The sequence below is a fragment of the Isoptericola sp. NPDC056618 genome (assembly GCF_042792715.1).
Taxonomy (GTDB): domain Bacteria; phylum Actinomycetota; class Actinomycetes; order Actinomycetales; family Cellulomonadaceae; genus Isoptericola; species Isoptericola nanjingensis.
Map to the genome: position 1 here is coordinate 247,501 of NZ_JBHTVZ010000003.1, position 13,950 is coordinate 261,450.

Below are 13,950 nucleotides of genomic sequence, written 5' to 3' on the forward strand. Positions count from 1 at the left end.
TTCCCGCCGGACCTCCTGCGCCGCCCGCCCTAGCGTCGAGGCATGACCACGACCCCGTCCGTCCGTGAGCACACCGGCCAGCACGTCACGGTGGACCCCGCGATCCTGTACTTCGGCACGCCCGTGGTGCTGCTCAGCTCCGCCAACGAGGACGGGACGACGAACCTCATGCCCATGTCGTCCGTGTTCTGGCTGGGGCGCAGCGCCGTGCTGGGCATCGGCGCCCGCAGCCAGACCGCGGCGAACCTGAGACGGCGCCCGGAGCTCGTGATGAACCTCGCGTCACCGTCCAACGTGGCGCACGTGGACCGTCTGGCCCTCACGACGGGCCGACCCGACGTCTCGCCGTGGAAGACCCGCGCAGGCTACGTGCACGTGCCGGACAAGTTCGCCGCCGCGGGGCTGACGCCGCTCAGCTCGGCGACCGTGCGCCCGCAGCGCGTGGCCGAGTGCCTGGTGCACCTGGAGGCCGTGGTCCGGGAGGTCCGGCCGCTCGGCTCACGCCCCGGCGACGACCCGGGGGCCGCGCGGCAGCTCGCCGTCGAGGCGCACGTGACTCGGGTGTGGGTCGACCCGGCGATCCGGCTGGCGGGCCACCCCGACCGGATCGACCCCGACCTGTGGCGGCCGCTGGTCCTGAGCTTCCAGCGGTTCTACGGCCTCGGCGGGCAGGTGCACCCCTCCCGCCTGGCCGGCATCGACGAGGACCGCTACCGCGAGCCGAGGACGGCGTCCTGACCCGCGCGCACGCGCGCGACGGCGAGCGCCACGAGCACGGCGAGGTCCGGGTTCGGCAGGTCGTCGACGGGCCACCACCGCACGTCGAGCGACTCGTCGCTCGCGGTGTGGCGGGCGCCGTCGGGCGCGACGGCGACGAAGCGCACGTCGAGGTGGTGCGCCTCGCCGTCGGGCCCGCAGAACGGCACGGCGTGCTCGTCCAGGTGCGCGGGCACGGGGTCCAGCACGACGTCCAGCCCGGACTCCTCGACGGCCTCCCGACGGGCGGCGGCGAGCAACGTGCCGTCGCCGGGCTCGGCGTGCCCGCCGAGCTGGAACCAGCGGCCCGCCTTGGCGTGCAGCGTCAGCAGCACGCGCGACGCGTCGCCCGACAGCACCACCGTGGACGCGGTGACGTGGTTCGGGCGGCACGTGCGCAGCACGCCGTCGGGGTGCGCGTCCAGGTGCGCCACGAACCGGTCGCGCAGCGCCCGCTGCCCGTCGTCGGCGGCGGGCATCCGCCGCAGCACCGACCGCGCGTCGTCCCGCAGGGGCGTCTCAGTCACGCCGGAACACGGGGTTGGCGAGGACGCCGATCCCCTCGACCTCGCACTCCACCCGGTCGCCGTGGTCGATGCGGCCCACCCCCGCCGGCGTGCCGGTGAGGATGACGTCGCCGGGCAGCAGGGTCATCGCCTTGCTGATGTACGACACGAGGAACGGCACGTCGAAGACCATGTCCGACGTGCGACCGTCCTGCTTGAGCTCGCCGTTGACGCGGGAGCGCACGGCGACGTCCTCGGGGTTCAGGTCGGTGTCGATCCACGGGCCCAGCGGGCACGAGGTGTCGAAGCCCTTGGCGCGCGCCCACTGGCCGTCGGTGCGCTGCGCGTCGCGGGCGGTGACGTCGTTGGCCACCGTGTAGCCCAGGATGTACGAGCGCACGTTCTCCGGCTCCACGTCCTTGGTGACCTTGGAGATCACGACGGCGAGCTCGGCCTCGTAGCTGACCTCGCGCGTGAACTCGGGCAGCACCACCGGGTCGTCGGGCCCGACGACGGCGGTGTTCGGCTTGAAGAACAGCAGCGGCGTGGCCGGCACCTCGCCGCCCATCTCCTTGGCGTGGTCGGCGTAGTTCTTGCCGACGGCGACCACCTTGGAGCGCGGGATCACCGGGGCGAGCAGCCGGACGCCGTCGCCCAGCTCGATCCGCTCCCCCGTCGGCATCGCCGGCATGTAGAGCGGGTCGCCGCCGAGGACGGCGAGGAACGTCTTGTCGCCCTCCTGCTGGACGAGGGCGAAGCGGGGGTCGTCTCCGGTGGTGAATCTCGCGATGCGCACGCGCCCAGGTTACGCGGGGCGCGTGCGCGGCACCGTCAGCCGCACCGTCAGGCGCGGGCGAGCACCTCGCCGTGCAGGATGGCGAACCAGCCGTCGGGCGCCTGCGCCCACGCCTGCCAGTCCTGCGCGATCTGCTCGAGCGCGACATCGTCGGCCAGGCCAGACTCCTTGGCCTGCACCGCGAAGTTGGACTCCACGCAGCGTTCGGCCCACAGCTCGCCCCACCACTGCCGGTCGGTCGGCGTGGCGTAGCACCACGACGACGCGGAGGGCACGATGCCCTCCAGCCCGGCCTCCTGCACCCACGACATGAGGCGGCGGCCGGCGTCGGGCTCGAAGCCGTAGGCGTGCGTGACCTCGTGGTACAGCTCGTTCCACTCCGTCAGGCCCGGGGTCTCGGGGTACCAAGCCATGCCCGCGTAGTCGGCGTCGCGCACCGCGACCATCCCGCCCGGCTTCGCGACGCGCTTCATCTCGCGCAGCGCGGCGACCGGGTCGGACAGGTGCTGCAGCAGCTGGTGCGCGTACACGACGTCGAAGGAGTCGTCCTCGAACGGCAGCTCGTAGGCGTTCGCCTGCTGGAAGCGGACGTTGCCGTACCCGAGGGCCGCGGCGTGCTCGCGCGCCGCCTCGAGCACCTTGGGGCTGGCGTCGACGCCGACGACCTCGCCGCCGGCGAGGATCCGCGCGAAGTCGGCGGTCACCGTGCCGGGTCCGCAGCCGACGTCGAGCAGGGACATGTCGTCGCGCAGGTGCGGCACCAGGAAGCCGGCCGAGTTCTGGGCCGTGCGGCTGCGGTGCGAGCGCAGCACGGACTCGTGGTGCCCGTGCGTGTACGACTCGGACTCCTTGCTGGGCACCGTGTGGTGGGTGCTGGGTGCCTCGATCGCGTCGTTGAGGTCGGCACCGGCGGGTTCGGGGTCGCCCTGGGGTGCGGGCTCCGCGCTGAGGTCACTCATGCTCCTACCGTAGTGACCGCGCGGCCTGCAAGCCGTGACGTTCTCACGCACCGGGACGACGCGCACCACCCGCCGGTGGCATCATCACGCCATGACCGCGGCCACCGGCGCGCCGACCTCCCGTCTTCGTGCCGGGCTGCGCGTCGGCCTGCGCCGTCTCGCCGGCGGCCCGGGACGCGTCCCGGGGGTCGACGTCGCCCGCGGGATCGCCGTCCTGGGCATGTTCACCGCCCACGTCGGCGTGACGACGCCCGACGCCGGGCCCGCCTGGTGGCTGCTCGACCTCTCCCACGGCCACTCCTCGATCCTGTTCGCGCTGGTGGCCGGCGTCTCCATCGCGATCGTCACCGGCGGGCCGCGCCCCCTCGACGGCGACCCGCTGCGGCGGGCCCGCCTCCGCCTGCTCGTGCGCGCCGCGCTGCTGCTGGTGGTCGTCGCGCTGCTGGACCTCCTCGGCACGCGCGTCGCCCTCATCCTGGGCTTCTACGCCTGCTACTTCGCGCTCGCGCTGCCGTTCCTGCGCTGGCGGCCCCCGCGCCTCCTCGCGCTCGCCGCGGTGGTCGCCCTGGTGGGGCCGCTGCTCGCGTACTGGGGGCCGGAGGCGCTGCTGCGGGCCGGGCTGCGGCTGCCGCACGACGGCTCCGGCGCCGTCACGGACTTCGTGCTCACCGGCCACTACCCGGCGATCGTCTGGATGGCGTACGTGCTCGCGGGCATGGCGATCGGGCGCTGCGACCTGCGCTCGCCGCGGCTGCGCCGCGGGCTCCTGCTGGGCGGGCTGGCCGCGTGGGGTGCGTTCTCGTTCCTCTCCGGCGCGGTGGTGGGCGCCGCCGGCGGCGAGGAGGTCGTGCTGACCTCCCAGGTCATGGCGCGGCAGTCCGTCGACACGACGCCGTTCGCCTGGGGCGACCCGTGGCCCGGCGTCGCGGGGCTCTTCCTCGACGGCCCGCACGACGACACGACGATCGAGGTGCTCGCGTCGGGCGGGTTCGCGGCGGCGGTCGTGGGCCTGTGCCTGTACGTCGGCCGGGTCGGGCGGTGGGTGCTGGCCCCGCTGGCCGCCGTCGGCTCGATGGCGCTGACGGTGTACTCGCTCCAGATCGTCGCCGTCTGGCACTGGGACCTGCTGGGGTCCACCACCAACGGCCCGCTGCTCGTGATGGTCCTGGTCACCCTCGCCGCGGCGACGGCGTGGCGGTTCCTCCTCGGTCGGGGCCCCCTCGAACGGCTGGTCGGCGCCGTCAGCGACCGGGCAGCGGGTCCGCCGCCAGGGCCGCCGGCTGCGCCTCCGGCCGGGCCGTCGTGAGCCCGGCCGGGTGCGCCTCCAGGTCCGCGAGGACGTCGGCCGCGTCGAAGGCCTCGGCCGGTGCGAGCGCCCCGGCGCCCCGGACACGCCCGTCCAGGAGCCGGACCACTCCCTCCGCGAGGATCGGGGCGGACACGGCGTAGATGTCCTGGCCGGCGACGGCCGTCCGGTGCGTCGTCCCGCCGCGTCGCACGGCGACGTCGACGACGAACCGCTGCGGCGACCGGGCTCCGTCGCCGGGCGGAGGTGGCGTCCGGTCGTCACGGAGCTCCGCCAGCGGGGCGCTGCTCAGGTACGAGGTGAGCTCGCCGACGGCGAGGTGCCGCGTGACCGTGACGACCTCGGAGAACGGCAGCTCGACCACCGGCTGCTCGCCCAGCGGGGCCGGGAACGCCCACCGCCCGGTGGGCGCGGGGTCGGCGAGCGGCACGAGGCGGCCGCCGCGGACGACGAGGCGGGTCGCGGTGTTGCGCTCCCCCGTGACGCGGGTGCCGGCGGTGGGCCACCAGTGGTCCAGCCCGACGGCGACCTCGACGGAGTCCGCCCCGCGCTCGCCGTCGAGGACGGCGGTGACGAGCAGGTCGGCGAGCCCGCCGTAGAACGCCATGGCGGGCACGACGGCGACGCCGGCGGCACGCGCGGGGGCGTCGAGCCGCTCGTAGAGGTGCTGCACCGCGGGCTGCTCGGCCGTGACGTCGAGGTAGTGGGCGCCGGCCGCGACCGCCGCGCTCGCCAGCGGCTCGGCCGTGTCGAGGAACGGTCCGGCGCAGTTCACGACCACCGCCACGCCGTCGAGGGCGGCACGCGACCTCGCGGCGTCGTCCACCCCCACGACCCGCACCTCGAGCCGCGGGTGGCGCGACGCCACGCCCGCGAGCCGCTCGGCGCCGCGGCCCGCGAGCACGGGCGTCAGGCCGCGCCGGACCAGCTCGTCGACGACGAAGCCGCCCGTGTGCCCGCCCGCGCCGTAGACCATCACTGCCTGAGGTGTCCGCATGGCTCGATCCTGGTCACCGCGGTGTCTCGCGACGAGCGTCCCGAACGACATGGTGCGTACAGTTTCGGACATGCCGCGCCTCGCCCTCGTCGTGCACGACACCGCGATGCTGTACGAGACGGCGATCACCGCGGAGATCTTCGGCGTCGACCGCGCGGAGCTGTCCCCCGGCGGCACCTGGTACGACTTCGTCGTCTGCACGCCGGAGGGCGAGCCCCACCCCTGGCTGCCAGGCGCGCGGACCGCCCCGTACACCGAGCTGTCCCGGGTCGACCGCGTCGTCGTGACGTCGACCGCCGACCCCGACGCCGCGCCGGACCCGCGCCTGCTGGACGCGCTCCGGGCGGCGCACCGCGGCGGCGCCACGATCGCCGCCCTGTGCACGGGTGCCTTCGTCCTCGCGGCCGCAGGTCTGCTCGACGGCCGGGCTGCGGTGACGCACTGGATGCACGCCGACGACCTCGCCCGCCGGTACCCCGCGGTGCAGGTGCGCGCCGACGTCCTGTACGTCGACGACGGTGACGTCCTCACCTCGGCCGGCAAGACCGCCGCGCTGGACCTCGCCCTCCACCTCGTGCGCCGCGACCGCGGCGCGACGGCCGCCAACGGCATCGCCCGCCGACTGGTCGTCCCGTCGCACCGGGGCGGCGGCCAGGCCCAGTTCGTCGCGGCGCCGGCCTCCCCGAGCACCGGCTCCGGGCTCGCGCCCACGCTGGAGTGGGCGCGCGCCCGCCTCGACCGGCCGCTGACCGTGCGCGACCTCGCCGCGCACGCCGGGCTCAGCACCCGGCACCTCGCCCGACGCATGCAGGCCGAGGTCGGGACCGGACCGCTCGACTGGCTGCACCGGCAGCGCGTCGCGCGGGCGCAGGAGCTCCTGGAGCGGACCGACGCGTCGATCGAGCGCGTCGCCGCCAGCTCCGGGCTGGGCACCGCGGCCACGCTCCGGCGGCACTTCCACCGCAGCGTCGGCGTCGCGCCCGCCGCCTACCGAGCCGCGTTCCACGTCCGCTGAGCCGTCGGGAGCGGCGGGCGACGAAAGGCCTGTGCCTGCCGGGCCCGACCTGCAAGGATGCCCGGGCACGACGAGAGGAGCCGACCGTGACCGAGCCGATGGCGCTGCTCAGACGACGCCTCGACGACTCCGGCATCGCCGACGTCGTCTCCCTCCAGCCGGCGACCGGAGGCCTCGCCGCGACCGCCGCGCTGGCGCGGCGGGCCAACGGCTCCGCGGTGTTCGTCAAGGGGTTCGTCGAGGGGCTCGTCGAGGTTCCCGACGACGCCTTCACGACCGAGGCCGAAGGCCTGACCGCCCTCCGGACGCTCGGCGGCGTCGCCACGCCGGAGGTGGTCGACGTCGGCCCTGGCCTGCTCGTCCTCGAGGTGCTGCACCCACGCCCCCGGGACGAGGCGTTCTGGGAGCGGCTCGCGCACACGCTCGCCCGGCTGCACGCCACGACCCACGACCGGTTCGGCTGGCACCGGGACAACTGGCTCGGTCGTCGACGGCAGGACAACACCTGGGAGGACGACGGGTTCGCCTTCTTCGCCCGGAGCCGCCTGCTGCGGTGGCTGGGCGAGCCGCGGGTCGACGCCGCCCTGGGTCCCGCGGACCGGTCGGCCCTGGAGCACCTGTGCGCCCGGCTTCCCGAGCTGCTGCCGGACCGCCCGCCGTGCCTGACGCACGGCGACCTGTGGGCGCAGAACGTCCTCGCGACCGCCGACGGGCGGCCCGCGCTGATCGACCCCGCCGTGTCGTACACGTGGGCCGAGGTCGACCTGGCGCACCTCTGGACGACGGCGCCGCCGCCCGAGTCCCGCGGGTTCTTCGACCTCTACGCCGAGCTCACCGGCCTCGATCGCGGGTGGCGCGACCGCATGCCGATCCTGCAGCTGCGCCAGCACCTCGCCGTCATCGCGCAGTTCGACGACGACTGGGGCGCCGCCGAGCAGGTGCGGGCCACGCTCGCCCCGTTCCGCCGGGGCTGACACGCCTGTCGCTGCGACCTCAGAGCGTCACGGTGCCCGCGATCGTCGTGACGGCCGCGCCCCCGACCCACACCTCGCCGGCGGCGTCGCGGCGCACGTGCACGCGCCCGCGGCGGCCGAGGGCGGTGCCCTGCGAGGCGACGTACGACGCGGGCAGCAGGCCGCCCGCCAACCACTGCCCCAGCCCGGCGTTGAGGCTGCCGGTGACCGGGTCCTCGGCGACGCCGATGTCGGGGACGAAGGCGCGCACCTCGACGGCGGCGTCCGACTCCCCCGGCGCGTAGGTGCCGACGACGCCGATCTTCAGGCCGCCGAACGCGGCGAGGTCCGGCTCGACGGCGAGCACGGCCGCCGCGTCGCGCAGGCGCGCCGCGACCCAGCCGGGGCCGTTGTCGACCCACGCCGCGTCCTCGATGTCCGCCACGCTCACGCGCAGGCCGCGCGCGATCTGCGCCAGGTCCTCCGGCGCCACCGAGCCGGACCGTCGCTGGGGCGGCGCGGCGAACGCGAGCCGGTCGGCGCCGTCGCGTCGGACGGTGACGAGCCCGACGCCGCACTCCTGGACGACGTGCTCCGCGGAGCGGGGCGTCCCGCCCGCCTCGAGCCACGCGTGCGCGGTGCCGAGCGTGGGGTGGCCGGCGAACGGTAGCTCGCCGCCGGGTGTCCAGATGCGCAGCCGGTAGTCCGCCGCCGGGTCCGTGGGACGCAGCAGGAACGTCGTCTCGGACAGGTTGGTCCACCGCGCGAAGGCGGCCATCTGCGCGTCGTCGAGGTCGTCGGCGTCGTGCACCACGGCCACCGGGTTGCCGGTGAGCGGGCCGGTGGCGAAGACGTCGACCTGGCGGAACTCGTAGGTGTGCGGCACGAGTCACACGCTAGTCCGGGCGGGAACGTGCTCGCCGCGCTCGTACCCTGAGGGGATGCGCGCGACGACCCTCGACGACCCGGCGGCCCCCGCCGACGCCGTCGTGCCGCGCGACGCCTGGGAGCCGCGGGCGGCCGCGCACGCCGCCCGCGCGGACGGGCTGACCGCGGTGTGGCGCGAGGCCCGCGACCGCGGCGCGAAGCACGCCATCGAGGACTTCCTGTTCACCTACTACCCCACGCGCGTGAGCCACCTGCGCCGGTGGCACCCGGGCCCGGGCGTGGTCCTCGCGGGCGCGGCCGAGCACGCCGGGTGGCGCTGGTACCGCGAGGTGGGGCTGCCGGGCGAGGGGGGCGCCGCGCGCGGCGCGGGCGCGACGCTCGACGTCGACGCCTTCGTCGCGGATCGCGGCGACACCGTCCGCTACGTCCGCGCGCTCGTGTCGGCCACCGCCGGGCGGCCCGGGACGTTCGGCTGCTTCGGCCTGCACGAGTGGGCGATGGTCTACCGCGACCGCGCGGCGGGGCGCGACCACCGCCACCCGCTGCCGCTGCGGCTGGGTCACGACGGCACGGACGCCGTCGTCGAGTCGCACCGCATCGGCTGCTCGCACTTCGACGCCTACCGGTTCTTCACGCCCGAGGCCGCGGACCGCAACCAGCTGCGCCCCACCCGCGAGCGCCAGCCGGCCATGGAGCAGCCGGGGTGCCTGCACGCCGGGATGGACCTCAACCCTGAGTTTGCAGACACCGGCGACGTGCTGCACCTCACGCGTGAGACCCAGTTGGCCTACGAGCAGCCTGGCTGCCTCCATGCTGCGATGGATTGCTACAAGTGGGCCTTGAAGCTCGGCCCCGCGGTACCTGGCGACCTCCTGCTCGATGCCTTCGAGCTGGCCCGAGAGATCCGGTACACCGACATGGCGGCCTCGCCCTACGACGTGAGCTCCTACGACATCAAGCCCGTGCGGATCGAGACTCCCGAGGGCAAGGCCGAATACGTGCGCCGCCAGCGTGACTACGCGGAGCGTTCCAACGCCCTGCGCCACCGCATCGTCGCGGTATGCGATGCCCTCCTCGCGCACGATTCCCGCGCTGGTCGTCAGCCTGGATGAGCACCGGCGCCGTGAGTCCCGCCGACGCTGACAGCTACGAGTGATCCGACCGGCGCCAACGGCTCCAACGCGCACGGAGTTGGGGCAAGAGCGCCCGAAGGTACGCGGCCGCTTCGTCATCGGTTGTCAGCGGCATGGGCAACTGGACCGCGTAGGTTCCCCATCGTCCGGATGGGTCGGGCTCGATCGCCACCTTGAAGTACTCAGGCATGCCCGTCTCCCAGATGAGCGAGCACACGCTCCCGTCAGGCGCCTTGACCCAGCCATCGCCGCAGTCGCCATAGCTGACGTACATGCCGACGGTGAAGCCATCGACCGTCGCTGTCGGGTACGACTCGTCCACAGAACGCACCGTACCGACAGCGTGCGGGACAGCACGCATCGATGGTGCCTGCGTCTGCACCACCAACATGGACCTCTACAAGTGGGCGCTCAAGCTCGGGCCCGCGGCACCCGGCGACCTGCTGCTCGACGCCTTCGAGCTGGCCCGCGACATCCGGTACACGGACATGGCCGCCGCCCCCTACGACGTCTCGTCGTACGGCGTCGAGGCCGTGCCGATCGAGACGGCGGAGGGCAAGGCGGAGTACGTGCGCCGGCAGCGAGGGTTCGCCGCGCGCGGCCAGGAGCTGCGCGCCCGCCTGGTCGCGGTCTGCGACGTGCTCCTGGGCGTCGCCGCCGGCTGACGACGGCCCCGGGTGCCGGTCAGTCGGACACCATCCCGCTGACCAGGGCACGCCAGGTCACGGGCCCGACGACGCCGTCGACGAGGACGCCGAACGCCGACAGCGCACGCTGGAACCCGCGCACCGCGCTCTCCGTCCTCGGCCCGAAGACCCCGTCGACCACGAGGTCGACGTCGACGCGGACGTCGAGCTCGGACTGCGCCCCGCGGACGGCGTGGCCACGGCTCCCGGTGCGCACGGTGACGACGATCGCGCCCCAGGTCCTGGGCCCGACGACGCCGTCGGCCTCGAGGCCGAAGTCGCGCTGGGAGGCGCGGACGGCCGCCTCGGTGAGCGGGCCGAACGTCTCGTCCACCTCGAGGTCGTGGCCGTGCTCGTTGAGCAGGTGCTGCAGCGTGCCGACGGGGTGGAACCGGTCACCGGGACGGACGACCGGCCAGGGGTCGAGGGCCTTGCTCGTCGTGACGGACATCGCCGCCTCCTTCGTGGGGCCGGGCCGGGCGGGTCGTCGCCCCGGGAAAGCCTGGCGCCCTCGCGGGGAGGGAGCACGGCGCTCGCGGCCAGATACGTCGCCCAGGGACGTCGGGGCGCGCCCGTGCGTCAGCCGGCGCGCCGCGCCCGCAGCGCCGCCTGGGCGTTGCGGTTGGTGCACGCCGTGGAGCAGTACCGCCGCGAGCGGTTGCGCGACAGGTCCAGCACGAGGCCCCGGCAGTCGACGTCGGCGCACACGGCGAGGCGGGAGTGCTCGTCGGCGCGCACCACGTCGATCATCGCCATGGCCGTCTCGACGGCGATGCGGTCGTCGAGCGGCGCGTCCGGGGAGACGGCGTGGACGTGCCAGTCCTGGCCCTCGTGCCGCACGAGCCGAGGCGCCGCCCCCGCCTGCTCGAGCAGGCGGTTGACCTGCGCGGCGGCCTCGTCCCGGCCCGCCAGCAGCAGCCCGCGCAGGCGCGGCGCCAGCGCGCGCACGCGGGCGAGCTCCGCCTCGGTGCCGTCGTGGCGGCCGGTGTACCCGTGCCGCACCAGGAACGCGTCGAGGTCGGCCGTCGTCGTCAGCGTCAGCGGCGGCTCCTCGGCGTTCACGAGGTCGACCGCCGCGCGCAGGGAGTTCACCGTGTCATGTGCGAAGACCACGTTGACACGTTATCGCATCCGGCCTAGCGTCATGGGTCATGAGCGATGTCGCACATGACGCGCGCACGACGGCGCGCACCGGCCTCGGCGCGGGGCTCGCCCTCGCGGTCGTCTCCGCCGTGACGTTCAGCCTCTCCGGCCCGCTCGCCGCCGGCCTCTTCGCCACCGGGTGGAGCCCGGGCGCCGTCGTCCTGGTACGCGTCGCGGTCGGGGCGGTCGTCGTCCTGCCGTTCGGCGTCGTCGCCCTGCGCGGCGACTGGTCCCCCGTGCGCCGCAACGTGCGGCTGCTGCTCGCCTACGGCGCGCTCGGCGTGGCCGCCACGCAGTTCTGCTACTTCGCGGCCGTGCAGCACATGCAGGTGGGCCCCGCGCTGCTCATCGAGTACTCCTCCCCCGCCGCCGTCGTCGCGTGGCTGTGGCTGCGGCACGGGCAACGCCCCGGACGGATCACGCTCGCCGGCATCGCGCTCGCCGCGGCGGGCCTCGTCCTGGTGCTCGACCTCGCCGGCGCCCGGCTCGACCCCGTCGGCGTGGCCTGGGCGCTCGGGGCGATGGTGGGCGTCTCCGCCTACTTCCTGCTCAACGCCCGCACCGACACCGGGCTGCCGCCCCTGAGCCTCGCGGCGGGCGGGCTCGTGGTCGGCGCCGTCCTGCTCGGCCTGCTCGGCGCCGTCGGCGTCATGCCGCTCACCGCGTCGGCCGACCCGGTCGCCCTCGCCGACGCCGTCGTGCCCGCCTGGGCGGTGCTCGCCGCGCTGGGGGTGGTGACCGCCGGCGTCGCCTACGTCACCGGCGTCGCCGCGGGGCGACGCCTCGGCGCGCGGCCCGCGTCGTTCGTCGGGCTGCTCGAGGTGGTCAGCGCCGTGTTCTTCGCGTGGGTCTTCCTGGGCGAGCTGCCGCGCCCCGTCCAGCTCGTCGGCGGGCTGCTGGTGCTGGCGGGGGTCGTCGTCGTGCAGCAGGGCGAGGCCGCGACCCATCGCACGCCACCGACCATCGAACCGGCGGCCGAGCCGCACCCGACGATCGAACCGACGGGAATGCCGTAGCCCGTCGGCTCGATCGTGAGGTGCGGAGATGTGACGATCTGGTCATGTCCCGCACCCTCGCCGCCGCCCCGTCCGAGCCCGTCGTCGTACCCGAGCGGGTGCGCCTGCTCGCCGGCGACGACGACGTCGTGCCCGTGTGGCGCAACGAGCTCGGCGGCCTCACGTTCCGGCTCACGGGGACCTCGGGCGCCGAGCGCTACGTCAAGTGGGTCCCCGCAGGCACGCCCGAGCTGGACCTCGACGCCGAGGCCGCGCGTCTCGCCTGGGCGAGCCGCTTCACCCCCGTGCCGCGCGTGCTCGACCGTGGCGCCGACGACACCGGCGCCTGGCTGCTGACCGCGGGCATCCCGGGCCGGTCGGCCGTCGACCCTCGCTGGCTCGCGCGCCCGGACACGGCTGCGCGCGCGATCGGCGCCGGCCTGCGGGCGATGCACGACGCGCTCCCGGTCGACGGCTGCCCCTTCTCGTGGGGCGTCGCCGACCGGACGGCGCGCCTGTCCCCCGACGCCCGCGCCCGGGTCGGCGACGTGCCCGCCGTCGACCGGCTGGTCGTGTGCCACGGGGACCCGTGCGCCCCCAACACCCTCCTGGACGACGACGGTCGCTGGACCGCCCACGTCGACCTCGACGCGCTCGGCGTCGCGGACCGCTGGGCCGACCTCGCGGTGGCCAGCTACAGCCTGGAGTGGAACTACGGCGACGGCCACGAGCCCGCCTTCTTCGAGGGCTACGGCATCGCGCCCGACGCCGAGCGCATCGCCTTCTACCGGCACCTGTGGGACCTCGGCTGACCCCCTTCCGCCCTACGGGTAACCCCGTACGACCGGCGGGGCAGATCACAGTCAGATGATGCGGTTCCCCTGATGTGCGGGCCGGACCGACGCCGTAGCGTCGAATTTGTCCAGTTTCCTCACGAACACAGGAGAAGAGCAACGATGCGTCTTCGTCCCACCCTCGTCACCGCGGCCGTCGGGCTCGCCGCGCTCCTGGCTCCGCTCGCCGCGGCGCCCGCGGCGTCCGCCCACGGCTGGGTCACCAACCCGCCGAGCCGCCAGGACCTGTGCGCCAGCGGTTCCCTGTCCTTCGACTGCGGCAGCATCAAGTACGAGCCGCAGAGCGTCGAGGCCCCCAAGGGCTCCACGCAGTGCTCCGGCGGCAGCGGCTTCGCCATCCTCGACGACGAGTCGAAGCCCTGGCCCCGCACGACGATCGGCAACAGCGTCACGATGAAGTGGAAGCTCACCGCGCAGCACGCCACCTCGACGTGGGAGTACTTCGTCGACGGCGTCCTGCACCGCACGTTCGACGACAAGGGCGCCAAGCCCGACGCCGTCGTGAGCCACACGCTCGAGAACCTGCCGCAGGGCGACCACACCATCCTCGCCCGCTGGAACGTGGCCGACACCGTCAACGCGTTCTACGCCTGCGTCGACGTGACCGTCGGCGAGGGCGGGACGGTCGAGCCGACCGACCCGCCCGTGGACCCGACCGACCCGCCGGTCGAGCCGGGCGACTGCGAGGACGCGGCCTGGAACCCGTCGTCCGCCTACACCGGCGGCACGAAGGTGTCCTACGAGGGCCGCGCGTACCAGGCCAAGTGGTGGACGCAGGGCGACACCCCGTCCTCCTCGGCCGGCCAGTGGGCGGTCTGGACCGACCTCGGCGCCTGCTGACCCCGCTCCGTCGCAACGAGCGTGGGGGAATTGTGGAACTTAGGCGGGTATAAGTGTCAATACCAAAACCGACTGTGTGTGTGGGCGGCCGGGGGGGATTTGGGCAACAAAAATTAGCACACC

General features: G+C 74.6%; 16 protein-coding genes and 1 pseudogene. 9 read left to right on the forward strand and 8 right to left on the reverse strand.

Annotated elements, in window-relative coordinates; translation table 11 throughout:
- The first annotated feature begins 42 nt into the window (after positions 1–42).
- Positions 43–738 carry a flavin reductase family protein gene (locus tag ACFQ8T_RS06995; RefSeq protein ID WP_430545824.1) on the forward strand — a complete coding sequence of 232 codons (696 nt, stop codon included), beginning with the start codon at positions 43–45 and terminating at the stop codon, positions 736–738.
- Here the strand turns inward: ACFQ8T_RS06995 and ACFQ8T_RS07000 are convergent.
- Genes ACFQ8T_RS07000 through ACFQ8T_RS07010 form a run of 3 tightly spaced genes read right to left on the reverse strand, consistent with a single transcriptional unit; the run spans position 711 to position 3,017 of the window.
- Positions 711–1,283 (reverse strand): NUDIX hydrolase, encoded by a 573-nt coding sequence (locus ACFQ8T_RS07000; protein WP_430545825.1) that lies wholly within the window; start codon positions 1,281–1,283, stop codon positions 711–713. The genes ACFQ8T_RS06995 and ACFQ8T_RS07000 overlap by 28 nt on opposite strands.
- Positions 1,276–2,058: a fumarylacetoacetate hydrolase family protein gene (locus ACFQ8T_RS07005; RefSeq protein ID WP_430545826.1), complete on the reverse strand. Its 783-nt coding sequence runs from the start codon at positions 2,056–2,058 to the stop codon at positions 1,276–1,278. Before ACFQ8T_RS07005 ends, ACFQ8T_RS07000 begins: the two co-directional genes overlap by 8 nt.
- Positions 2,059–2,105: 47 nt before the next feature.
- Positions 2,106–3,017 (reverse strand): class I SAM-dependent methyltransferase, encoded by a 912-nt coding sequence (locus ACFQ8T_RS07010; RefSeq protein ID WP_430545827.1) that lies wholly within the window; start codon positions 3,015–3,017, stop codon positions 2,106–2,108.
- Between the two features lie 91 nt (positions 3,018–3,108).
- On the opposite strand from ACFQ8T_RS07010, the gene ACFQ8T_RS07015 reads away from it, so the two are divergent.
- Complete coding sequence (locus ACFQ8T_RS07015) at positions 3,109–4,323, forward strand: heparan-alpha-glucosaminide N-acetyltransferase domain-containing protein (protein ID WP_430545828.1); 1,215 nt, start codon at positions 3,109–3,111, stop codon at positions 4,321–4,323.
- Here the strand turns inward: ACFQ8T_RS07015 and ACFQ8T_RS07020 are convergent.
- The gene (locus ACFQ8T_RS07020; protein WP_430545829.1) at positions 4,259–5,320 is read right to left on the reverse strand and encodes a saccharopine dehydrogenase family protein; all 1,062 of its coding nucleotides are present in this window, start codon (positions 5,318–5,320) and stop codon (positions 4,259–4,261) included. The genes ACFQ8T_RS07015 and ACFQ8T_RS07020 overlap by 65 nt on opposite strands.
- Positions 5,321–5,390: 70 nt before the next feature.
- Here ACFQ8T_RS07020 and ACFQ8T_RS07025 point away from each other — a divergent pair, with 70 nt between their 5' ends.
- Together ACFQ8T_RS07025 and ACFQ8T_RS07030 are read left to right on the forward strand one after the other, a co-directional pair.
- Positions 5,391–6,335, forward strand: coding sequence for a helix-turn-helix domain-containing protein (locus tag ACFQ8T_RS07025; RefSeq protein ID WP_430545830.1), 945 nt, complete (start codon positions 5,391–5,393; stop codon positions 6,333–6,335).
- Between the two features lie 86 nt (positions 6,336–6,421).
- Positions 6,422–7,309, forward strand: coding sequence for a fructosamine kinase family protein (locus ACFQ8T_RS07030; RefSeq protein ID WP_430545831.1), 888 nt, complete (start codon positions 6,422–6,424; stop codon positions 7,307–7,309).
- A gap of 19 nt (positions 7,310–7,328) precedes the next feature.
- Here the strand turns inward: ACFQ8T_RS07030 and ACFQ8T_RS07035 are convergent, their stop codons facing one another.
- A complete protein-coding gene (locus ACFQ8T_RS07035) occupies positions 7,329–8,174 on the reverse strand; it encodes a PhzF family phenazine biosynthesis protein (protein WP_430545832.1) in 846 nt (281 codons plus the stop codon).
- Between the two features lie 55 nt (positions 8,175–8,229).
- On the opposite strand from ACFQ8T_RS07035, the gene ACFQ8T_RS07040 reads away from it, so the two are divergent.
- A complete protein-coding gene (locus tag ACFQ8T_RS07040) occupies positions 8,230–9,288 on the forward strand; it encodes a 3-methyladenine DNA glycosylase (protein WP_430545833.1) in 1,059 nt (352 codons plus the stop codon).
- A gap of 34 nt (positions 9,289–9,322) precedes the next feature.
- On the opposite strand, the gene ACFQ8T_RS07045 is transcribed toward ACFQ8T_RS07040, so the two are convergent.
- Positions 9,323–9,631 carry a hypothetical protein gene (locus ACFQ8T_RS07045; protein WP_430545834.1) on the reverse strand — a complete coding sequence of 103 codons (309 nt, stop codon included), beginning with the start codon at positions 9,629–9,631 and terminating at the stop codon, positions 9,323–9,325.
- Positions 9,632–9,698: 67 nt separating this feature from the next.
- On the opposite strand from ACFQ8T_RS07045, the pseudogene ACFQ8T_RS07050 reads away from it, so the two are divergent.
- Positions 9,699–9,974 (forward strand): annotated as a pseudogene (locus ACFQ8T_RS07050) (3-methyladenine DNA glycosylase); the annotation flags it as partial.
- A gap of 19 nt (positions 9,975–9,993) precedes the next feature.
- Here the strand turns inward: ACFQ8T_RS07050 and ACFQ8T_RS07055 are convergent.
- Together ACFQ8T_RS07055 and ACFQ8T_RS07060 are read right to left on the reverse strand one after the other, a co-directional pair.
- A complete protein-coding gene (locus ACFQ8T_RS07055; protein WP_430545835.1) occupies positions 9,994–10,446 on the reverse strand; it encodes a peptidoglycan-binding protein in 453 nt (150 codons plus the stop codon).
- Between the two features lie 128 nt (positions 10,447–10,574).
- On the reverse strand, positions 10,575–11,108 hold the full coding sequence (locus ACFQ8T_RS07060) for a CGNR zinc finger domain-containing protein (RefSeq protein ID WP_430545836.1): 534 nt from the start codon (positions 11,106–11,108) through the stop codon (positions 10,575–10,577).
- Between the two features lie 38 nt (positions 11,109–11,146).
- Here ACFQ8T_RS07060 and ACFQ8T_RS07065 point away from each other — a divergent pair, with 38 nt between their 5' ends.
- The 3 genes from ACFQ8T_RS07065 to ACFQ8T_RS07075 all read left to right on the forward strand — a co-directional run bounded on the left by ACFQ8T_RS07065 (position 11,147) and on the right by ACFQ8T_RS07075 (position 13,827).
- Positions 11,147–12,154 carry a DMT family transporter gene (locus ACFQ8T_RS07065; RefSeq protein ID WP_430545837.1) on the forward strand — a complete coding sequence of 336 codons (1,008 nt, stop codon included), beginning with the start codon at positions 11,147–11,149 and terminating at the stop codon, positions 12,152–12,154.
- A gap of 44 nt (positions 12,155–12,198) precedes the next feature.
- Positions 12,199–12,945 carry a phosphotransferase gene (locus ACFQ8T_RS07070; protein WP_430545838.1) on the forward strand — a complete coding sequence of 249 codons (747 nt, stop codon included), beginning with the start codon at positions 12,199–12,201 and terminating at the stop codon, positions 12,943–12,945.
- 144 nt (positions 12,946–13,089) lie between these two features.
- Complete coding sequence (locus ACFQ8T_RS07075) at positions 13,090–13,827, forward strand: lytic polysaccharide monooxygenase (protein WP_430545839.1); 738 nt, start codon at positions 13,090–13,092, stop codon at positions 13,825–13,827.
- Positions 13,828–13,950 lie beyond the last annotated feature (123 nt).